Raw genomic sequence first — 21,750 nt, 5'->3', positions numbered from 1 at the left:
CGGCCCCGCCCCCCCCCCGCCCCGACCCCCTCACCCCCGGCGTGGCGGGGCGGGGGGGGCCCCCCCCCCCCCCCGCGACGCATTCCGGAGTACGCTGACCGCTCCCCGTCCGTCGTTCCTCAGGAAGCGCCCATGCCCGAGTTGCTGACCGCCGACCGCATCGACGAGATCGGCGCCCTGGGCCTCAAGAGCCCCGACCCGGCCGCGTTCGTCGCCGAACTGGTGGGCGCCGTCGACGAGGGGCGGGTAGCGGACCCCGACGACACCGGGTACGCCCTGCTGGTCGCCGCGGACATCCTGGAACAGGCCGGCGACCTGGCCGACGCGCTCGCCCTGGCCACCCGCGCCATCGCCGAGCAGCCGGACGACAACGCGTACGCCCGAGCGGTGCGCGGCGGTCTGCTGCTGCGCCTCGGCCGCTCGGACGAGGGCATGGCCGAGCTGACCGCCCTGCGTCCGCTGCTGGAAACCGACCCCGCAGCCACGTACCTGATCGACGAGCTGGCCGAGTCCGGCCACACCGACACGGCGTTGGAGTGGCTCACCGGGGCGCTCGACGCGATCCTGGAACGGACCCGCACCCAGCAGCACGCGTCCGAGGACGCCCAGGACGAGGCCGCGGCCATGATCTACGGCCTGGCCCAGCGGCGGCACGACCTCCGCGAAGAGGCAGGCCTACCCCACGACGAGTACGACAACCTCGCCGACCGGCTGCGCGCCGCGAGCACCCACGCGCTCGACGCCGTCGACGACGGCCCGGCGACGCTGCTCTTCTGGCCGCAGGTGGAATTCGACGCCCTGCTGCTGCGCTGGCCGGCGCTGGCCGACAGCTACCCGCCCACCTGGGACGAGCACCGCGCCCAACTCGAACGCGCCCTCGTCGACGCGTCCGCGATGGGCGGCGCCGACCTGGGCGTGGTCGCCGGGACCGTCGACGGTCTGGCGACCTTCGCCGAACGCACCGGCAGCGACCCCACCGCCGAGGAAACCCTCGACGAGTACGCCGACAGCCTCGACGAGGCCGGCGTGACCGCCTGGCCACCCGGCCGCAACGACGCCTGCTGGTGCGGCTCCGGCGCCAAGTACAAGAAGTGCTGCCTGCCCCGCTCGCGCGGCTGATTCTTTCGGGCGCTCTGATTCTTTCGGCGCTACGTGCGGACCGACGGCGCGGACGGAGGCACCGTCGTCATCGAACGCGAACCCACGATCGATTGATATCCCTCAGTGCCGCGGAGGGCTAGGGTGACGGAAGGTAAGCACCCACTCCGGCAAGGAGGACCGTCGTGCGCCGCATCATCACCGCCATCGCACTACTCGGGCTGTCACTCTCCATCGTGCTGGCGCCGACGCCGGCAAGCGCGGCAAGCAGCGTCGACGTCACGTCCGCGACCCTGGTCGCCCGCGGCGTCGCTGTGGACATCACCCTCACCGTGACCTGCCCAGCCGGCCTGTCCGGCGCGACCGAGCTGATCGTCCGGCAGCGGTCGGGCGACAGGGCCGCCTACGCAGGTGGCTGGGCGCCCCTCAACAGCTGCACCGGCGAGCCGCAAGCCGTGACCGGGAGAGCGTGGGTGCAGCCCGACGGGCTGGTCCTCCACAAGGGTGTCGCGCTGATCAGCGGCGGATTCGAGCTGTGCAACCAGGACGTCTGCGACTACCCGAACTTCGAGCAGACGTTCCGCATCACCCGTTGAAGCGCGGCCAAACCATCGCCGCAGGACGCCGCCGGGGGAACCCGATGATCAAGTGATGAGAAGTAGGTCAGAACCACTTCCGACACCTACTTTTCATCACCTGATCACTGCCGCCGGAGCGAACAGCCGAAGTCGGCAGCGGTGACGGGATCAGTTTCCCAGCGCTCGCACCTTGGCGATCGTCTCCTGCACGTGCTGCTTGGCCGGGTCGCCACCCTGCGACGCCTGTGCGAGCGCCTGACGGTACGAGTCGATGATTCCGACCAGTGGACCGGCGGCCACGCCCTCCAGCGCGCCGGCGACGAGTGCTCGCGCCTCGGCGGCGTCCTGTGCTGCCGCTGCGGTCTTGGCCTTCGCCTCGTCCAGCTTCTGCGACGCCGCCGCCAGTCTCGCGATGATCTGTGCTGCGCTCACGCGCACCTCCCAGTGATCGACCATCGCCTCCACCACCGCACCGGCAGAGACCACATGGGAGCGTACGAGATTGGCGCACCCAGCGCGACCGGCCGCTCGCCCTCGCGTCACCGTGGGCATTGTCGTCCACGCTGGCGACTCTGACGGAGTTTGCCCACTGGGGCCCGACCGAGTCGGAACGCGATCAGATCTTGGACAGTTTCCGTTAGCTCATAACGGAAACTGTCCAAGATCTGAAGTGGCACCACGAAATTGGGGCCAGAGGTCGAGGGCAGCTTGTCTCCCGGCGCAAGTTCGCCGGACTTGATGTGAACGCGGATGCCGTCGGCAAGCAGCGATCCCAAGCTCGGGACCACGCCCGTGTGCGATGCCTCCTAGACTCGGTGACAGCTTGCCGAGGGAGTGACGGGGTTTGACGGTTCAGAGAACAGACACGACATCGGCTGGTCGTGGTCGCCGAGCTCGCGTCATTGGGCTGTCCGGCGCTCTCCTCGGGCTTCTCGCCCTCCTGCTGGCCGTCTCCGTCGCGACCGGCGACGGGCAGAGCATCCTCAGCAGCCTTCAGTCGTCGTCGTCGGCAACAGCCGCGCCCAGTCCGAACCCGGCGTCTCGGGCAGCGCTCTACCGGTCCTGCATCGCCAAGATCCATGGCGATGACGCGTTGGTCTACTTCCGACGGGAGATCCCCGAAAGCCGGTGGGGAGAACCGCTGCGGGGCACTGCCTCGACGACCAGTGAGCCGTACGTGCTGTGGATCTTCGACGCTCAGTGTGAACCGCACCGGGCGATCGAGGTGGGACGGGCCAGCAGTCGCACGTTCAAGGCCGAGGTGGGTCAGGTCTGGTACTACGCCGAGGCGTCGGCGGGGCCTCCCGCCGATGACTGCTCCTGCCGCGTCTTCAGCCCTTCGACCAGCGGCACTGAGCAGGAATTCAGCGACGAAGGCGGCGTCATCTACCACCTGGACTGATCCGTGCCCAACAGTCGGCGCCCGTGTGCGGTGACGACCAGGCGCCACTCCAGGTCGGTCGTCAGCGCAGACCGCGGACCATCAGCAGGTACGCGCAGTAGGCCATCGGCACCACCAGGAAACAGATCAGGAACCCGAGCGGCAGATATCGCGGCGGGGTGCCGGCGACCATGGCCGGCCGCCCCCAGCGGCCCAGCACCAGGTAGCCGCCGAAGAACGCCACCGCCGGCAACCCCGCGCAGATCCACGCTCCGAGGGTGAACCCGTCCACCAGGCCGACCCCGGAGGCGAGCACCAGCATCAGCACGAGCACCCCGGCCGCCGCGCCGCACCCGGCGTAAACGGCGACCGCTCTCGCCAGCGGCGACCACGTCGGCAGCAGCGCCGGGCGCTGGGCCAGCAACTCCGCCTGCTGCCCGTGCCGGTCGGCCTCGTCGGCCATCCGCCGGGCCAGCTCCAACTCCATCGCCGGGTCCGCCGCGGCCGCGCGCTGCGCGGGCACCCCGCCGCCCGCCGGGCTCACCGCCGTCGGCAGCGCCAGCCGCGCCTCCCCCGCCGGCAGCTGGGGGTACGCCCCGACCCCCGCCCGCCCCGGCGCGCCGCTTGCGCCGGCGGGTTCCCCGTCCCCGGTTCCGGGTGCGGTGGCAGCGGAGGGTGACCCGGTGCCGGACGGCGGGGCGGGCCAGGCGGCGGTCTCGCCTGGCGTTCCCGTCCCCTGACCCGCGCTCGGGCCGGAGGGAGCAGCGGGGGCGGCGGGTGGTTGGTCGACGCCGATGGCTCGGCCGAGCTGGTCGAGGCGCTGCCCCTGAGCGGTGAGCCGCTGCTGGAGGTAGTCGACTGCGGCGTGCAGGTCGCGGCGGCGCGCGGACTCGGCGGCGGCGTGCTGTTCCCCGGCGCGGTGCTGGGCGGAGAGTTGCCGGGCCAGGGCCGCGTACTCCTCGAAGGACACTGTCAGCGCTCCCCGTCCGGGTCGTGCCCGTCGCCGACGAACGGGACGATCAGCCGGGTGCGCTGGTCGTGCCTGTCGATCAGCAGTGCCCGGTCGGGGCGGGGCGTGTAGGTCAGGTCGTGCGCTCCGAGGTACAGGGCCAGTTCGGCGCCGGGCACGTTGAGCGCGACCAGGCAGGCGACGTCGTCGCGGTTCTGGGTGCCGCCGAGGTCGTCGCCGAGCCGGCGCAGCCCTCGCCACCAACCGAGCAGGTGCACCCCCTGCCCGGGGCCCTGACGCAGGAGGGTTCGCAGGTCGTCCAGGCCGGAACGGAACGTGCCGGGGTCGGTGGCACCGAGGACGGGCGCGGCGGCGTCCATGCCGAACACCACAAGGTATTCGCGGCCGGTGGGTTCGGCGGCCAGCGCGGCGATCCGGTCGCGCAGCCCCGCCGCGTCGAGGCGTCCGACCGGGTGGCCGGCGGCCCGCAGGACGGCTTCGGTGTCGTCGGCGACCGCGTCGGCGGCACCGACCAGGCAAGCCAGCTCGAACCGGGCGTCGCCTGGGGTGTGCTGGCGGGCCAGGCTGAGCGTCGCGGCCCGCAGCACATCCGCGCCGGTCGGCGCGGTGCCCACCACGGCGAGGTGCCGACCGGGGGTGGTGTCCATCAGAAACAGTGCTGTGGTGCCGTGCACGTCGACGGTCCGACCGACCAGTGCCATCGGGCGTCGACCACCGGGGCGCAACCCGGCGAACGTGCTGTCGTCCTCGATCCGCGCGGCTTCGTACCCCTTGAAGACCGCTGGGGCCCGCGAGCCCGGCGGGCGGGCCTGCCACAGGTCGTGGCGTAACGCGGCGAGATCCGCCGTGGCGGCGTGCGCGTCGGGGAAGCGCAGCACGGTGTCGGCGCCGACCGCGCCAGCGGCGGTGTTGACCACGGCGGAGCCGACCGGCAGGGCCGCGGCGGCGTCGTTGAGCTGGTCGAGAACCCCACCCCCGCCGGGCAGCGCCACCCGCAACGCGAACTGCCCGAAGATCGCCTCGGCCCGCCCGTAAAGGGCTTCGATGCCGGTCATGCTCTGGCTGGCGAGCACCAGGTGGATGCCGTACGAGCGGCCCTTGCGGGCCAGGTCCTCCAGCAGGTCGACGGCCTCCCGGGCCAGCGCGTCGTTGCCGGCGAGCAGCACGTGGAACTCGTCGATGACCGCCACGATGCGCGGCAGCGGATTGTCGCGGGGCAGGTCGGCGAGCTTGGTGACGCCGTGCCGCTTGAGTGCGGTGGCCCGGCGCTGCGCCTCCCGGCGCAGCTCGCGCAGCACGGCGAGACCGTACTCGCGGTCGGACTCGATGCCGACGGCACGGGCGTGCGGCAACCAGGACGGGTCCCGGTCGGTGGGCACGAACTCGGTGAAGCTCACGCCCTCCTTGAAGTCGAGCAGGTAGAGCTGCAACTCGGCTGGCGAGTAGCGGGCGGCCAACCCGTAGAGGACGTCGAGGAGAAAGACGGTCTTGCCGGCGCCGGTGCGCCCGCCGACCAGCCAGTGCGGGGTGGCGTCGTCGAAGGCGAGCGTCAGCGCGGTGTCGAAGGCGGCAGCGCCGCCGACCCGGCCGACCACCGTACGCAGGCCGTTGCCGGCGGACTCGGCCCAGCGCCGTTCGGGCAGCAGGTCGGTGAAGGGCAACGCGTCGGCGCGACGGGTGGCGGTGCCGAGGTGCTCGGCGAGCGCGCGGACCGAGGCCGGCGGCGGGTCGCCGTCGAGCAGGACGGGTGCGGCGAGCCCGCTGCCGTCGGCGCTGAACGGGGTGCCGGGTGGGTCGCCGACGTGCGCGTACCCCCGGTTGAGCCGTATTGCTGTGGTGCCGCCCAGTGGCAGCGTGGTCTCGCCGGGCAGCCGGGACGGGTGGCCGGCGAGCAGCACGCACACGGCGGCGGCCGGGCCGGCGTGGGTGAGCGCGGCGAGCCGGGCCAACTCGCGGGGCGGCGGCGCGGCGGTGGCGACCACCACCAACAGGCGACGGGCCGCGGGCTGGCCGTGCTGCGCGGCGCGGGCGTGCTGCTCGGCGGCGTCCAGCAGCGCGGCCACCTCGGCCTCGCCGGTGGCCGGCGGGTCGAGCACCCCGGCGTCGAGCAGTGGTCGCAGCGGGCCGAAGGTGGCACCGAGCGCGGCCGTGTCGATGCCGGCGACGCGGACCTGGCCGGGCGGCGCGGTGGCGACCAACCGCAGCACCAGCGCCCGCAGCAGCCCGGCGACCTGCGGGTCCCGGGCGTCGGTGTCCAGGGCGAGGTGGTGGCCGCCGCCGAGCGGGACCAGCACCGGAAAGCCGCCGTCCGCTGTGGACGCCTCGCCGATCCGCACCGCGGCCGGCTCGTCGGTCAGCGGGGTGACGCCCGGGGCGGGGGTGGCCAGGGCACCGCCGAGGCGGGCGAGGCGGGTCACCAGGTCGTCGGCGCCGGCCGGCGCGACGGCGGTCGGTGCCGCTCCCAGGGCGGTGCGGGCGGTGTCCAGATGCGCGCGAGCCGCCCGGTGGGAGTTGACCGCCTGCCCGTACGCCGACGCGAGCCTGCCCACCCTCTGCCCCCAACGCCACGGCCGCCTGGTCCCAGGAACCCTAACGGACACCGGTGGCACCCGGACAGTCCTGCGAGGACGTGTCACGCCGGACCGGTCAGGCCGGGCCGCACGCCGCCGGGCCGGACCCGTCGGCCGCCCCGCAGCGGAACACCTCCACCGGCGCCTTCGCCACGTCGGGCACCTGCTCGACCCGCATCAGGGCCAGTCGCTTGTCGACCGGCTCCCCCGAGTCGGGCGTGAACCGGATCAGCCCGGCCACCCCCGGGTAGCCCTGCCCGGCGTTCTGCCGGAGCACTTCCGCGTGCACGGCCACCGGGTTGACCGAGTCCGGTTCCCAACGTTGCCGCGGGTCGGCGTGGTGCAGCCGGGCGGCGAGGCTCTCCACGGCCCGGATGAGCATCATCGACGCGTCGTAGGCGAGACTGACCCGCTCACCGACCTGCTCTTCGGAGTCGGGCCGGCAGCGCGGCGGGTCGAGCAGGTCGTCGGCCTGGATCCAGGACAGGAAGGTCGCCCGGGCGTCGTCGCGCCGGTCCTGGGCGGCCCGCAGCGCCGCGCAGGTGGCCAGGGCCGCCTTGGAGACGTACGTGACGGGCAGGTTGCCGGGTGCGGCGGCGCGCAGCCCCGGGTTGGCCATGTACCGGTTGGCCGAGTCGTCGGCGACGAGGTGTCGGGGCGGGTTGCCGCCGCACTCGCGCAGGGCCCGCAGGAAACCGTCGAACTCCGACCATCGGCCCGCGTAGAAGAGCAGCCCGGGGTAGCCGCACTCGTCGGTCAGCCGCTGCCCGGTGCGCCACTCGTCGAGGCGGGTGATCCGGGGGCCGAACTGCTGTCGGAGCCCGTCGACGAGGGTGCCGACGTAGAGGTCCTCGGTGAGCGTGCTGCCCTCCAGGGTGGTGTAGAAGACGTGCGCCTCGTCGACCTTCAGCACCTGCCTGGCGTACGCGTCGACCAGCTTCACCTGGTCCTTGTTCGGTGCGGAGATCTGGAGGTAGAGGCGGGAGTTGGCGTCCATCTTGTCGGCCGAGAGGGTGGGCGCCAGCACCGGCAGCCCGACCTGGTTCAGCTCGCGCAGCGCGCGGGCAGTGCTGGTGCGGCTCTCCACCAGCCCGACCACCCCGAGCACCGTGGGGTCGTCCCGGGCCAGCTCGGCCAGCATCGCCACCGCCCGGTCGGCGTAGATCATCTGGCGGCCGGCGTTGGCGACCACGATCCGCAGCAGCGCGGCGCCGTCGGCGCCGGCCGACTCCTTCAGCAACGCGTACTGGGCGGTGGCCATCCCTTCGAGCTCCTCGCGCTCGGAGACGTACGACTCCTCGTCCGCGCGGGTCCGGTTGCCGGTGAGGGTGCCGAGGTAGACCAGGGTGAGGAAGGGCCGCCGCCGGTCGCTGCGCTGCCAGACCTCCTCGGCGGCGCGGTTCTGCGCGAAGATGCGCTCCTGAACTGTGCGCAGCCGGTCCTGGCCGGGGTCGTTGTTGAACACCTGGGCGGCGCTGTCGCTGTAGCCGACACACTCGCCGCTGCCGGCCACCTCGACCGAGACCTGGCCGGTGAGCGAGGGGTGACAGCCCGGCCCCCACCGGCTGGCCACCCACAGGCCGAGCACCGCCACCAGCACCAGGCAGAGCGCCGTCGGCAGGAAGCGCCGCGACCACCACGGCGGGTCGGGCGCGGAGAAGGGCCGCATCCCGCCACGCGACGGTGGGCCGGTGTTGGTCTCGTCGGGGCGCAGCGCCACCAGCCAGGTGGCCGGGCGGCGCAGCCGTCGCATCTCCGGCAGCGCACCGGCCCACTCGTCGTACGCCTCGTCGGCCTCGGTCAACGGGTGCGGTTCGGGCAGGTCCGGTGGGGGTTGCCCACCGGACGCGACGATCAGCAGCGGGTCGTTGCGGCCGGTCTCGGTGCGAACGTCACCGATCAGGCGGACCAGTTCCCCGCCGACGTTGCCGGGGGCGACGTGATCGATCAGCAGAGCCGGGTACGCGGTGCGCCGCCAGTCTGACAGGCGCCACGGGCGACGCCGGTACGCCTGCCGCAGGTCCTCCAGGAACGCGTGCAGCAGCAGCTTGTTGACCTGGTCGGGTTGCTCCCCGTCGCGCCAGCCGGCGGTGAGACGCTCGGCGAAACCGAGGAAGGTGACCGATTGCCGGGGCGCCAGATACTGCTGGCGCATGAACCAGTTGTAGTGCCGCCCGAGCACCGGCACCCGACCGGAGACGGCGGCGCGGAAGAGCACGCCCGGCACGGCGCGACGGACCAGCCAGAGCAGCACCTGCGAGACGATGCTGACCGCGTCGCCGCCGGAGGGCACCGCCTCCGGCGTGCGCGGGCCCCTGCGGTCGCGCAGCCGGCGGACCAGGGCCGCGCGGCTGTCGTCGGCGTCGATGCCCAGGTTGAGGCTCTGCTGCATCAGCCAGTCGGCGAGCGGATAGTGCCGGAAGCGCAGCCGGGCGGCACCGAAGGCCTCCAGGGAGAGCTGCCGGTGCAGCTCGCGCAGCAGCGCCGGCACGTCCCCGGCGCCGGTCGGCGCGTCGGCGTCCAGCACGGCGTGCGGGACCCGCCGCCGGGGGCCCTGGCCGAGGAACCGGCGCAGCGGCACCATCAGATCCGCGGTGTCGGAGCGGACCAGCCACAGCAGCGGCAGCCGGCGCTCGCCGCGGCGGGGTCGCCGCAGCAGCCGGGCGAGCAGCGTGAACAACTCCAAGCCGCCGGCCGGCAGGCGTTCCCGACCAGCGGTCGACTGTCGTTGGCCGGTCAACTCCCGCCTGGGTAACTCCGAGCGCCGCACGTGTCACCTCCGATCAACACAGTGTGACCTTGTGGTGCAACGCACGCCAGAGGACGACGGCCGACGATGGGTGTGGCGGCCAGCGACGTTCACAGTTGTCGATTAGGTTGACGTGGCGAACACCCGATGGAGGGAGTCCACCCCGTGCGACGAGTCCTCACGGCGGCCACCACCGCCCTGACCCTCACCACCGCCGGCACCATGCTCGCCGGCACCCCCGCCCAGGCCGCCCCGACGGGCTGGGGCCGTCCGGTCGTCTCCGCAGCGCCGCAACCCGGCGCGCCCGGACTGGGCGACAGTTACTTCCCCGACTACGGCAACGGCGGCTACGACGTCGAGCACTACGACGTTCGGCTGCGCTACGAACCGGCCACCGACCTGCTCACCGGCACCACCACGATCCTCGCCACCGCCACTGAGGACCTTTCGACGTTCAATCTGGACTTCCTGCTCGACGTCGAGTCGGTCCGGGTCAACGGTTGGGCGGCGAGCAGCACCACCGCTGGGGCGCACGAGTTGGTGGTCACCCCGGCCCGCACGGTGACCCGGGGCCAGCAGCTCACCATCGTCGTGCGGTACTCCGGTATCCCGTCGGAGGCCCTGGTCAACGGCTACACCGGCTGGACGCGTACCGACGACGGCGCCCTCGCCGTCAACGAGCCCGAGTCGGCGTGGTGGTGGTTCCCGAGCAACGACCACCCTCTGGACAAGGCCACCTACGACATCTCGGTCTCGGTGCCCACCGGCGTCGAGGTGATCAGCAACGGCGTGCAGCCGAGGCCGCCGCTGGCCGAGGCCGGCAACCGCACCCGGTGGATCTGGCGGACCACCTCCCCCACCGCCACCTACCTGGCCTTCATGGCCATCGGCCAGTACGACATCGTCACCGACACCACCCCTGGCGGCCAGCCGGTGATCAACGCGTACAGCACGTCGCTGGGCGCTCTCGGGCCGGCCGCGCGGGCCAGCATCGAGCGGACCGCCGAGATCGTCGACTGGGAGAGCGGGATCTTCGGCCCGTACCCGTTCGAGGCGCAGGGCGGTGTGGCCGGGCCGATCGACGGCATCAGCTTCGCCCTGGAGACGCAGACCCGCCCGGTGTACGGGCCGGGCTTCTGGCGACGCGGCGCCAACACCTACGTGGTGACGCACGAGCTGGCCCACCAGTGGTTCGGCGACTCGGTCTCGGTGGCCGACTGGCGCAACATCTGGCTCAACGAGGGCTTCGCCTCGTACGCCGAGTGGCTCTGGTCGGAGGAGCAGGGCGAGGGCACCGCCCAGGAGGTCTTCGACTTCACCTACGCCAGTTACCCGGCTGACGACGGGTTCTGGCAGGTGCTGCCCGGCGACCCGGGCGCCGCCCGGGTCTTCGACAACGCCGTCTACGACCGGGGTGCGATGGCCCTGCACCAGCTGCGGCTGGCCGTCGGTGACGACGCGTTCTTCGAGATCCTGCCGACCTGGACCGCCGAGCGCCGGTACGGCAACGGCACCATCGAGCAGTTCCAGGCCCTGGCCGAGCGGGTCTCCGGACTGGACCTGGACGACCTGTTCACCACCTGGCTGTTCACCGCCGGCCGACCCGAGGTGGCCAGCGCCGCCCGCAAGGCCGCCCCACCGACCGAGCCCAGATCCTGGGCCAAGATCCGCGAGTCCCACGAGCTGATGTCCCACTAACCCACCCCACCCCACCCCGCCCCACGTCGATCATGGAGTTGTGGTGCCTGACATATCAGGCAAGGGCGTATCTTCTGCCCACCACAACTCCATGATCGACCGGCGGGGGTCGCGCGGCCCGGGTCTACCGGGTTGAGGCTTCTACGGCGCGGATGTGCCGGTACGCGAACCAGAGCGGCGGGAACGCCCCGACCGCGAAGGACAGGTCGATGAGCGTCCAGAACCAGGGGATGTCCCGGATCGGGCCGCAGATCAGCGCCAGCGGAACGATGCCGGCGCAGGCGATCATGCCGACCTGCACCACCCAGACGTTGCGCACCGGGTCGCGCAGCGGCCCCCAGAAGGCCACTGCCAGCACCAGGTGGGCGAAGGCCAGCCAGTCGGTGCCGTAGAGCAGGAACGGGTAGTCCTCGCCGGCCGTCACGAGCCCGGTGTGCACCCGCTCGATCCAGGCGACCAGCGCGGGCAGGTGGCCGGCGAGCGGATCCAGTACGCGCAGCAGCCAGCGCACCTCGATCTCCAGCGGAAACGCGGTGACACCGCTCAGGAAGAGCCCGATCAGCACGACCCACAGCCATCGGCGGGTTCGCCGTAGCCGCTCCTCATTGTCCATGATCGCAGCGTAACGATGATCTTCAGTCTGCCCTGTCCCGGAAGCGGGCCACCGAGGGTGACCGCTGTCTCAGCGGTTCGCCACCGGCCCGGCGGTGGCCAACTCCCGGAGCCGGACCCCGCCCGACCGCACCGCACCGGCCTCGGCGGGCACGATGACGCAGACCGCACCGGTGGGCCGCACGATGCGGGCGGCCCGGAACGCCGCTCGTCGTACCGGATGGCGGGGTCGCGGAACGACGAGCGCGAGGGTCGCCGCACGGCCGCGCTGCCGATCGAGGGCGACGCCAGCCGCCGTCGTGGCGATCGCCGCTGCGGCTCCGGCGAGGACGAGCGTCTGCCGGGGCCCGGCATGTTCGGCGAGCCAGCCGAGCAGCGGGGCGCCGACCGCGGCGGAGACCGAGCCGGTGACCGCCAGGGCGGCGAGCACCCGGCCCCGCATCGCGCCGTCGGTGTCGAGCTGGGCGCGGGTACCGACGGTGGTGTCGATGACCACCGCGGCGGCGGCGATCGGCAGGATCACCGCGGCGAAGCTCCAGGTGCCGGGCGCGAGGCCGGCGACGATCTGCAACCCGCTGGCGAACAGGCCCGCGACGACGAGCGTCCGGTAACCCAGGGAACGCCGCCGGGCCGCGACGAGCGCGCCCACCACGGTGCCGACCGCGAACACCGTCGACAGCAGGCCGTACCCGGAGGCACCGGCGTCCAGCGGCCCGTCGCTCATCGCGGCCATGGTCACCTGGTAGTTGCGGCCCAGGCTGCCGAGCACGAACGACAGGGCGAGCGCGAGGAGCAGCACCGGCTGCCCGCGCAGGTAGGCGAACCCGGCGCGGGCACCGCCCCGCGTCCGGGCGACCTCCGGGACCGGGAGCCCGGGCACGCCCGCCGGGCGTACGGCGAACAGCGCCACCACCACGGCGGCGAAGCTGACCGCGTTGATGCCGAACAGCAGGGCGGGTCCGACGGCGGCCACCACCACGGCGCCGAGGCTCATGCCGAGGATGCGGCCGGCGGAGTTGCTGAGCGAGCCGAGCGCCAGCGCGTTGCCCAGCGTCTCCCGGTCGACGAGGCTGGCGGCCCAGCGCCCCATCACCGGGCCTTCGATCGCCGAGACGGCACCGGTGGCCAGCGAGATCGCGAAGATCAGCGGCAGACCGCCGACCCCGGTCAGGGCGACCGCCGCCAGTCCGGCGGCGAGCACCGCGTGGGCGCACTGGGCGGCGATCAGCAACGGGCGGGCGGGCAGCCGGTCGGCCAGCACACCACCCCAGACGCTGAGCAGCAGCGTGGGCGCCGCCTGGAGCAGCACGGCGAAGCCCATTGACGTCGCGGAGCCGGTCTCCTTCAGGACGTACCAGTTGACCCCGAGGACCTGCATCCAGGTGCCGATGACGGAGACGAAGCCGGCGAGCGCCCAGATCCGGTAGTTGCGGTGGCGCAACGCGGCGAAGGTGGCACCTCTGGCCACGACGAACCTCCAGCGATCGGCAGCATGATCATTCACACCGATCGCGGCGCGGTTCGGCAGCCGGCAAGTCTTGCCGGCTTAAACCTTTTTGCCCACATTTGTGAGCGGCTTCACCAGCGGGAATGCCCGGCCGATGCGGCGGCGGACCTGCCGCACCGACCGGACGCCCGCACCTCAGCGAGCGGCGAGAGCCTGCGCGGCCGGGCCCACCGGGGCCGGCAAGGCACCGACACCGCCCAGATAGCTGTGGATGGCCGCGGCGACCGCCCGCCCCTCGGCGATGGCCCAGACGATCAGCGAAGCGCCCCGGTGCATGTCACCAGCCACGAACACCCCGTCGGCGTCGGTCTGCCAGTCGTCGCGGGCGTCGATGGCGCCCCGCGGGTTGCGGGCCACGCCGAACTGGGCCAGCAGCGGCTGCTGCTCGGTGCCCTCGAAACCGATCGCCAACAGCACCAGATCGGCCGGCAACTCCCGCTCGGAGCCCGGCACCACAGTGACGACCCGCCGGCCGTCGCGCTTCTCCACTGTCACCTCGGCGATCCGCACCGCCCGCACCTGGCCGGTGCCGTCGTCCACGAACTCCTGCACCGCCACGGCGAAGACCCGCTCGCCACCCTCCTCGTGCGCCGGGTAGCTACGCAGCACCCACGGCCAGGTCGGCCACGGATCCCGTGCCTCGTCGCGCTCCTGCGGCGGCTGCGGGTACAGGTCGAGCTGGTGCACGCCCGCGGCGCCCTGGCGGTGCGCGACGCCGAGACAGTCGGCCGCCGTGTCACCTCCGCCGATGATCACCACGTGCTTGCCGGCCGCGTCGATCGGCGTGCCGTCGGGCAACACCGCGGGCGCCAGCCGACGCTCGGCGGTGGCCACCACGCCGGCCTGGTCGGTCGCCGCCGTGGCGACCGCGCGATTCGCCGCGACCAGGTGCGCCATCGCCTGGTGTACGCCCCGAAGCGCCCGCCCCGGGGTCTCCGGGGTGTCCCGGCCCTGCAACGCCCCACAGGCCAGCAGCACCGCGTCGTGCTCGGCGCGCAACTGCTCGGCGGTGACGTCCACGCCGACGTTCACGCCGGTGCGGAAACGCACCCCCTCGGCGGTGAGCTGGGCCAACCGGGCATCGATGTGCCGCTTCTCCAACTTGAAGTCGGGAATGCCGTACCGGAGCAGGCCACCGATCGCGTCGTCGCGTTCGTACACCGTCACCGCGTGACCGGCGCGGGCCAGCTGCTGGGCGGCGGTGAGCCCGGCGGGCCCGGAGCCGACGACGGCGACCGACCGGCCCGACGGCGCCGGCACCGGGCGGGGGGTGAACCCGCGCGCCGCGGCGGCGTCGGCGATCTCCACCTCGACCTGCTTGATGGTCACCGGTTGACCGCCGGAGATGCCGAGCACGCAGGCCGCCTCGCAGGGCGCGGGGCAGAGCCGGCCGGTGAATTCCGGGAAGTTGTTGGTGGCGTGCAGCGACTCCACCGCGGCGTCCCAGTTGCCGGTACGCACCAGGTCGTTCCAGTCCGGGATGCGATTGCCCAGCGGACAGCCGTCGTGGCAGAACGGGATGCCGCAGTCCATGCATCGGGTGGCCTGCTCACGGACCAACTCCTCGCCGGCCGGCGGGTACACCTCCCGCCAGTCGCTGATCCGCACCGGCACCGGGCGGCGGGCCGGCAGCCGCCGGTCGTAGCGCAGGAAACCGTTCGGGTCAGGCACGTGCCACCTCCTGGGCAGCCACCCGCGGGGCGGGCGGCACCGGCGCGGCCGGCGCGCTCAGCGCGCCCATCACCGCGTCGTCGACGTCGCGGCCGGCTGCTTCGGCGGCACGCATGATCTCCAGCACCCGGCGGTAGTCGCGGGGTACCACAGCGGTGAACTCGGCCACCGCCTCCGGCCACCGCTTGAGCAGCTCCTCGGCGACCGCCGACCCGGTCTCGGCCACATGCCGTTGGACCAGCTCGTGCAGGAGCGACTGCTCCTGCTCGCCCACCGGCAGCAGGTCGACCAGCTCCGCGTTGACCCGGGCCCGATCCAGGCGGTGCACGAACGCCGTGCCGCCGGACATACCCGCCGCGAAATTCCGGCCGGTAGCGCCCAGCACCACCACGGTGCCGCCGGTCATGTACTCGCAGCCGTGGTCACCAACACCCTCGACCACGGCGACCGCGCCGGAGTTGCGTACCGCGAACCGCTCCCCCACCCGGCCGCGCAGGAAGACCTCGCCCGCCGTGGCCCCGTACAGGATGGTGTTGCCGGCGATGATCTGATCCTCGGCCCGCTGCCCCGGCTCGGCGTCCGGGTCGAGGAACGGCGCGGCGGCGTCCGGACGGACGATGAGCCGACCCCCGGAGAGGCCCTTGCCCACGTAGTCGTTGGCGTCGCCGTGCAGGCGCAGGGTCACGCCGCGCGGCAGGAACGCGCCGAACGACTGCCCAGCCGTGCCGTGCAGCACGAACTCGACGGTGTCCTCGGGAAGGCCGGCGCCACCGAAGCGACGGGTTACCTCGCCACCGAGCATCGCGCCGACGCTGCGGTGCTCGTTGCGCACCGCCACCTCGACCCGCACCGGCGCCCCGTCCGTCAGAGCCGGACGCGCCAACGCGATCAGCTCGTTGTCGAGCGCCTGCTCCAGGCCGTGATCCTGCGCGCGGACCCCGCGTCGGGCCGCGTCGGCGGGCAGCTCCGGCAGGTGCAGGACGGGCGCCAGGTCCAACCCGTGCGCCTTCCAGTGCGTCAGAGCCGGGGCCACGTCCAGCAGCTCGGACTGCCCGATCGCTTCCTCGATCGACCGGAAACCCAGCTCGGCCAGGTAACCCCGGACCTCCTCGGCGAGGAAGAGGAAGAAGTTCTCCACGAACTCCGGCTTGCCGGTGAAACGCTCCCGCAGCACCGGATTCTGCGTGGCGATGCCGACCGGGCAGGTGTCCAGGTGGCAGACCCGCATCATCACGCAACCCTCGACGATCAGCGGCGCGGTCGCGAAGCCGAACTCCTCCGCGCCGAGCAGCGCCGCGACCAGGACGTCCCGGCCGGTCTTGAGCTGGCCGTCGACCTGCACCGTGACCCGGTCGCGCAGCTTGTTGAGCAACAGCGTCTGCTGCGCCTCGGCCAGCCCCAGCTCCCACGGGGTGCCGGCATGCTTGAGCGAGTTCATCGGGGAGGCGCCCGTGCCGCCGTCGTGGCCGGAGATCAGGATGACGTCCGCCTTGAGCTTCGCCACCCCGGCGGCGACGGTGCCGACGCCGACCTCGCTGACCAGCTTGACGTGCACCCGGGCCGCCGGGTTGACGCACTTCAGGTCGTGCACCAACTGGGCGAGGTCCTCGATGGAGTAGATGTCGTGGTGCGGCGGCGGGGAGATCAGACCCACGCCGGGGGTGGCGTGCCGGGTCCGGGCGATCCACGGCCAGACCTTGTTACCGGGCAGCTGACCGCCCTCGCCCGGCTTGGCGCCCTGGGCCATCTTGATCTGGAGGTCGTCCGCGTTGACCAGGTACTCGCTGGTCACACCGAAGCGGCCGCTGGCGATCTGCTTGACCGCCGAACGGCGGGCCGGGTCGTGCAGCCGCTCGACGTCCTCGCCGCCCTCACCGGTGTTGGACTTGCCGCCGAGCCGGTTCATGGCGATGGCGAGCGTCTCGTGCGCCTCCGCCGAGATCGACCCGTACGACATGGCGCCGGTGGCGAACCGCTTGACGATCTCGGTGGCCGGCTCGACCTCCTCGATCGGCACCGCCGGACGGACGCCGGTGCGCAGTGTGAACAACCCGCGCAGCGAGCCGGCCTGCGCGGCGAGCGCGTCGACCTTGGCGGTGTACTGCCGGAAGACGTCGTACTGCCGGCTGCGGGTGGCGTGTTGCAGCAGGAACACCGTCTCCGGGTTGAACAGGTGCAACTCACCCTCGCGGCGCCACTGGTACTCGCCGCCGACCTCCAACCGGTCGGAGGTGGCGGTGCCGGCCGGCGGCCAGGCCAGCGCGTGCCGGGCGGCCACCTCGGTGTGCACGCCCGCGAGACCCACCCCGCCGATGCGGCTGGGGGTGCCCCGGAAGTAACGCTCGACCAGCCGGCTGTCCAGGCCGACCGCCTCGAAGACCTGCGCACCGCAGTACGAGGAGACCGTCGAGATGCCCATCTTGGACATGATCTTCAGGACGCCCTTGCCGAGCGCCTTCGCGTAGTTGCGCACCGCGGCGGCGGGCTCCACCCCGGCCAACGTGCCGGTGGCGATCATGTCCTCGACCGACTCGAACGCCAGGTACGGGTTGACCGCCGCCGCGCCGTAGCCGATCAGCACCGCCGCGTGGTGCACCTCCCGGCAGTCCCCGGACTCGACGATCAGCGCCGCCCGCGTACGGGTCTGCTCGCGGACCAGGTGCTGGTGCACGGCGGCGGTGAGCAGCAGCGACGGGATCGGTGCCAGGTCGGCGTTGGAGTCCCGGTCGGAGAGCACCAGGATGCGCACCCCGTCCTCGATCGCCTCGGAGACGTGCCGGCAGATCTCGGTCAGCCGCGCCTTGATCCCGGCGGCGCCCTCCCGGATCCGGTACAGCCCGGAGACCCGGACCGCCTTGAAGCCGGGCAGGTCGCCGTCCTCGTCGATGGAGAGGATCTTCGCCAGCTCGTCGTTGTCGAGGATCGGGTGCGGGAGCACGATCTGACGGCAGCTCGCGGCACCCGGGTCGAGCAGGTTGCCCTCCGGCCCGATCGTCGACGCCAGGCTGGTCACCAACTCCTCGCGGATGGCGTCCAACGGCGGGTTGGTGACCTGGGCGAAGAGCTGGTGGAAGTAGTCGTAGAGCAGCCGCGGTCGGGTGGACAGCGGCGCGATCGGGGTGTCCGTACCCATCGAGCCGAGCGGCTCGGCGCCGGTGCGGGCCATCGGCCCGAGCAGGATCTTCAGCTCCTCCTGCGTGTAGCCGAAGGTCTGCTGCCGGCGGCGCACCGAGTCGTGCGTGTAGACGGTGTGCTCGCGCGCCGGCAGGTCGTTCAGCTCGATCAGCCCGGCGTGCAGCCACTCGGCGTACGGCTGGGCGGCGGCCAACTCGGACTTGATCTCCTCGTCGTGCACGATCCGCCCGGCCACCGTGTCGACCAGGAACATCCGGCCCGGCTGGAGTCGCCCCTTGGCGACCACGTGGGCCGGGTCGAGGTCGAGCACGCCCGCCTCGGAGCCGAGCACCACGAGCCCGTCGTCGGTCTGCCACCAGCGCCCCGGACGCAGCCCGTTACGGTCCAGCACCGCGCCGACGATCTCGCCGTCGGTGAAGGCCACCGACGCCGGGCCGTCCCACGGCTCCATGAGGCTGGCGTGGAAGCGGTAGAAGGCGCGCTTGGCCGGGTCCATCCCCGGGTCGTTCTCCCACGCCTCGGGGATCATCATGAGCACCGCGTGCGGCAGGCTCCGCCCGGCCAGGTGCAGCAACTCCAGGACCTCGTCGAAGTTCGCCGAGTCGGACGCCGCAGGGGTGCAGACCGGGAAGACCCGTCGGATGTTGCCGGGCACGTTCGGCGAGCGCAGGAGCGCCTCGCGGGCCTGCATCCAGTTGCGGTTGCCCCGGATCGTGTTGATCTCGCCGTTGTGGGCGATGAACCGGTACGGGTGCGCCAGCGGCCAGGACGGGAAGGTGTTCGTGGAGAAGCGGGAGTGCACCAGCGCGATGGCGCTGTCCACCCGCTCGTCGCGCAGGTCCGGGTAGAACGCCGGCAACTGGTCGGGCGTGAGCATGCCCTTGTAGACCATGGTGCGGCTGGACAACGACGGGAAGTATGCCGGAACGCCACGCTCGGCGGTCTCCCGCTCGGCCTGCTTACGCAGACAGAACGCCACCCGGTCCAGCTCAAGGCCGCGCAGCGGGGAGCCGGCCGGCCCGTCGGGTGTGTCGGTGAGGCGGTGCGCCGCCAGGAAGAGCTGCCGGACCCGGGGCATCGCCGCCAGGGCGGTCTCACCCAGGTCACTCGGGTCGATCGGCACGTCCCGCCAACCGAGCAGATCGGCGCCCTCGACCAGTGCGTACTTCTCGACAACCCGGCGGGCACGCGCCTCGGCGGCATCGTCGTCGGGAAGGAAGACGAGCCCGGTGGCGTACTCGCCCGCTGGGGGAAGCGCGACGTCGGCCACCGCGCGCAGGAACGCGTCGGGCACCTGGATCATGATGCCGGCGCCGTCGCCGGTGTTCGGCTCCGCGCCTCGGGCGCCCCGGTGGTCCAGCCGACAGAGCGCGCCGAGCCCGTTGGCGACGACCGAGTGTGAACGCCGGCCGTGCAGGTCCGCCACGAAGGCCACGCCGCAGGCGTCGTGCTCCTGCGCTGGGTCGTAGAGACCCTGGGCGGACGGACGGGGGTGGGGCGTCGGGGACGCCTGCGGGCTGTGGGGGTGCGGCTGTTCTGTGTCCGCGTACGGCTGAGCCACCGGGCCTCCTGTCGTCACTCAGGTTGGATCATGGTGGGGACGACGTCGGCCCGTGGGTCTATTGAGTCTACGTTAGGGCCGGGGTCGCACGGCCACCCGAGATTGATCACACCGTCCACAGGCTGGGACGTGTAGTCTCGCGCGGTGGATCCGCTACACAGGCACGTCTTCGACCGGTTGGAACGCTTCTACGACGCGGTGCCCCGCGACGTCGCCGCTGCGGAGGAGCATGGCGGGTTGGTGCTGTTCGTCCGCGAAGGCGCCGGCTGGCCGTTCTATGCCCGCCCCCGGATCGACGCCACCGAGCCGCCGTCGCTGGCCGACGTGGTCTCGGTCCGCGAGCGCCAGCGGAAGCTGGGCCTGCCGGAGGCCTTCGAGTGGGTGCACGAGACGACCCCGGAACTGCTGGCGGTGGCCCGCTCGGCGGGGCTCAGCGTGCTGGAGGCGCCGCTGATGGTGCTCGACCCGAGCGCGCTGCCCGACCCGGCGACGCTCTCCGACGCGGCGGTGCGGGTGCTGGCCGCTGACTCCCCCGGTTTCGCCGCCGATGTCGCCGCACGGCGTGCGGTGGCAGCGGTGGCGTTCGCCGCCGCCGGCACCGCGCCCGGCGAGGCGGGTCCGGCCGAACGCGACGCCGCCGTCACCGAACTCGAACTGGCCGCGCTCGAGGAGGAGCGCGTCCGGATCGCCGACGGGCGACGGATCTCCGCGCTGGCCGGCACGCCGACCGAGGGCGCGCTGGCCAGCGGCATGGCGATGCGGGTGGACGACGTCGCGGAGGTCGCCGGGGTGGCCACCCTGCCGTCCGCCCGACGACGCGGGCTGGGCGCCGCGCTCACCGCCACCCTGGCCCGGGAACTCCTCGCCGCCGGCACCGAGCTGGTCTTTCTCTCCGCGGGCAGCGAGGAGATCGCGCGGGTCTACCTGCGGGTCGGCTTCCGCCGAATCGGCACCGCCTGCATCGCGGAACCCGCCGCCCTCATCCCCTGAGCTGCCCCGCTCCACCGACCTGCGTCGCGGCCGAGGTCAGGTCGGTGGGCGCCACTGGGCGGCGGAGGCGGCGGCGCTGGAGAGCAGTCGGGAGTTGATCGTGCCCAGTGCGGCGTCCCGGGCGCGCAGCGCCAACCGGCCCCGGGTCTGGAGCACCGCCGACATCCGCCGGGTCTGCCGGACCACCGTCGCGGCCCGGGGGCGGCGCACCCGGTCGTACGTCTGGACGGCGTCGGGCAGCCGAGCCTCCCGCAGCAGCGACGCGAGCGTCGCGGCGTCCTCGAACGCCAGGCAGGCGCCCTGCCCGAGGTGCGGCGGCATAGCGTGCGCCGCGTCGCCGAGCAGCACCACCCCACCGGGCCCGACCGGAAAGCCGTACGCCCGGGGCAGCGGGCGCAGCTCGCGAACCTCCTGTTGGACCAGGTCGGCCGGGTTGGTGGCGTCGAGAAGCGCGCCGACCGGCGCGGGCCAGCCCGCGTACCAGCGGCGCAGCAGGGCGAGCTGGGTCTCCGGTGGTTCCGGGCGGGGCGCGCCGGCGGCGGTGGCCACCCAGTAGATGCCGCCCCTGGTGGACCCGCCCGAGGAGCCCCGCTCGCCCAGCGACGCGGCCACGAACCGGTAACCCGCGCCGAGGATCTCGCCGGCCAACGGCTGATCGTCGGGGAGCCGAGGTGCCTGGTACCAGGGGATGACGGCCCGCCAGGCAGCGCATCCGGAGCTGACCACCCGGGACTCGGGCGCGAGTTGGCGGCGGATGCCGCTGTCGGTGCCGTCGGCGGCCACCACCAGATCGGCCTCGATGGTGTGCCGCCCGTCGCTGACGCCCGGCCGCTCGCCCGGCTCGACGCGGACGTGGCGCACCGTCACTCCGGTCCGCAACTCGACCCGCTCGCCGAGGCCGGCGATCAGCGCGTCGTGCAGATCCTCCCGGTGAACCACCACCGGTATCCGGTCGGCCGGAACGGGCCGGGGCTGCACGAGCCAGTGCCCGTCCGGGCGACGAACCCCGCCGTCGGGCAACGGGGTGGCGATGGCGGCCAGGCCGGCACCGAGGCCGAGGGCCTGGAGCGCGCGGACACCGTTGGGCCAGAGCACCACAGCGGTGGGCTCGGGGCGGACCCGTTCGGCGCGTTCCAACAGGGTGACCTGCCAGCCGGAACGCGCCAGCGCGCCGGCCACCGCGAGGCCACCGACCCCTGCGCCGACCACCACCGCGCTTCGCATCGGTGT

14 protein-coding genes are annotated in these 21,750 nt (G+C 73.0%); 5 read left to right on the top strand and 9 right to left on the bottom strand.

Annotated elements, in window-relative coordinates; translation table 11 throughout:
- The first annotated feature begins 132 nt into the window (after nt 1–132).
- Nucleotides 133–1,119 carry an SEC-C domain-containing protein gene (locus tag AB0B48_RS06905; RefSeq protein ID WP_357197028.1) on the top strand — a complete coding sequence of 329 codons (987 nt, stop codon included), beginning with the start codon at nt 133–135 and terminating at the stop codon, nt 1,117–1,119.
- A gap of 164 nt (nt 1,120–1,283) precedes the next feature.
- Nucleotides 1,284–1,694, top strand: coding sequence for a hypothetical protein (locus AB0B48_RS06900; RefSeq protein WP_357197025.1), 411 nt, complete (start codon nt 1,284–1,286; stop codon nt 1,692–1,694).
- Nucleotides 1,695–1,844: 150 nt separating this feature from the next.
- Here AB0B48_RS06900 and AB0B48_RS06895 read toward each other — a convergent pair whose 3' ends face one another.
- Nucleotides 1,845–2,108, bottom strand: coding sequence for a DUF6244 family protein (locus AB0B48_RS06895; RefSeq protein WP_357197022.1), 264 nt, complete (start codon nt 2,106–2,108; stop codon nt 1,845–1,847).
- A gap of 412 nt (nt 2,109–2,520) precedes the next feature.
- Between AB0B48_RS06895 and AB0B48_RS06890 the strand changes: the two genes are divergently transcribed.
- Entirely contained in the window at nt 2,521–3,078 is a 558-nt protein-coding gene (locus AB0B48_RS06890; RefSeq protein ID WP_357197020.1) for a hypothetical protein, read from the top strand.
- A 61-nt stretch (nt 3,079–3,139) separates the two neighbouring features.
- Here AB0B48_RS06890 and AB0B48_RS06885 read toward each other — a convergent pair whose 3' ends face one another.
- The 3 genes from AB0B48_RS06885 to AB0B48_RS06875 form a co-directional block, all read right to left on the bottom strand.
- Nucleotides 3,140–4,027, bottom strand: a complete 888-nt coding sequence (locus tag AB0B48_RS06885; RefSeq protein WP_357197017.1) for a hypothetical protein — start codon at nt 4,025–4,027, stop codon at nt 3,140–3,142.
- A gap of 2 nt (nt 4,028–4,029) precedes the next feature.
- On the bottom strand, nt 4,030–6,576 hold the full coding sequence (locus tag AB0B48_RS06880; RefSeq protein ID WP_357197014.1) for an FtsK/SpoIIIE domain-containing protein: 2,547 nt from the start codon (nt 6,574–6,576) through the stop codon (nt 4,030–4,032).
- 97 nt (nt 6,577–6,673) lie between these two features.
- Complete coding sequence (locus tag AB0B48_RS06875) at nt 6,674–9,337, bottom strand: hypothetical protein (protein WP_357197011.1); 2,664 nt, start codon at nt 9,335–9,337, stop codon at nt 6,674–6,676.
- Between the two features lie 174 nt (nt 9,338–9,511).
- Here AB0B48_RS06875 and AB0B48_RS06870 point away from each other — a divergent pair, with 174 nt between their 5' ends.
- Nucleotides 9,512–11,044: a M1 family metallopeptidase gene (locus tag AB0B48_RS06870; RefSeq protein WP_357197008.1), complete on the top strand. Its 1,533-nt coding sequence runs from the start codon at nt 9,512–9,514 to the stop codon at nt 11,042–11,044.
- A 124-nt stretch (nt 11,045–11,168) separates the two neighbouring features.
- On the opposite strand, the gene AB0B48_RS06865 is transcribed toward AB0B48_RS06870, so the two are convergent.
- The 4 genes from AB0B48_RS06865 to gltB form a co-directional block, all read right to left on the bottom strand.
- Nucleotides 11,169–11,657 (bottom strand): hypothetical protein, encoded by a 489-nt coding sequence (locus AB0B48_RS06865; RefSeq protein WP_357197005.1) that lies wholly within the window; start codon nt 11,655–11,657, stop codon nt 11,169–11,171.
- Between the two features lie 69 nt (nt 11,658–11,726).
- Nucleotides 11,727–13,124, bottom strand: coding sequence for an MFS transporter (locus tag AB0B48_RS06860; protein ID WP_357197003.1), 1,398 nt, complete (start codon nt 13,122–13,124; stop codon nt 11,727–11,729).
- 174 nt (nt 13,125–13,298) lie between these two features.
- Entirely contained in the window at nt 13,299–14,834 is a 1,536-nt protein-coding gene (locus AB0B48_RS06855; protein ID WP_357197000.1) for a glutamate synthase subunit beta, read from the bottom strand.
- Nucleotides 14,827–19,530, bottom strand: coding sequence for a glutamate synthase large subunit (gene gltB / locus AB0B48_RS06850; RefSeq protein WP_357196997.1), 4,704 nt, complete (start codon nt 19,528–19,530; stop codon nt 14,827–14,829). Before gltB ends, AB0B48_RS06855 begins: the two co-directional genes overlap by 8 nt.
- A 144-nt stretch (nt 19,531–19,674) precedes the next feature.
- Here gltB and AB0B48_RS06845 point away from each other — a divergent pair, with 144 nt between their 5' ends.
- On the top strand, nt 19,675–20,520 hold the full coding sequence (locus AB0B48_RS06845) for a GNAT family N-acetyltransferase (protein ID WP_357196994.1): 846 nt from the start codon (nt 19,675–19,677) through the stop codon (nt 20,518–20,520).
- Between the two features lie 36 nt (nt 20,521–20,556).
- Here the strand turns inward: AB0B48_RS06845 and AB0B48_RS06840 are convergent, their stop codons facing one another.
- The gene (locus AB0B48_RS06840) at nt 20,557–21,744 is read right to left on the bottom strand and encodes an NAD(P)/FAD-dependent oxidoreductase (RefSeq protein ID WP_357196992.1); all 1,188 of its coding nucleotides are present in this window, start codon (nt 21,742–21,744) and stop codon (nt 20,557–20,559) included.
- Between the last annotated feature and the right edge of the window lie 6 nt (nt 21,745–21,750).

Origin of the sequence: Micromonospora sp. NPDC049089, from assembly GCF_040648775.1 — a bacterium.
Classification (GTDB): domain Bacteria; phylum Actinomycetota; class Actinomycetes; order Mycobacteriales; family Micromonosporaceae; genus Micromonospora.
The sequence above is the reverse complement of the archived record's forward strand: the minus strand, read 5'-3'. Positions and strand labels throughout refer to the sequence as shown.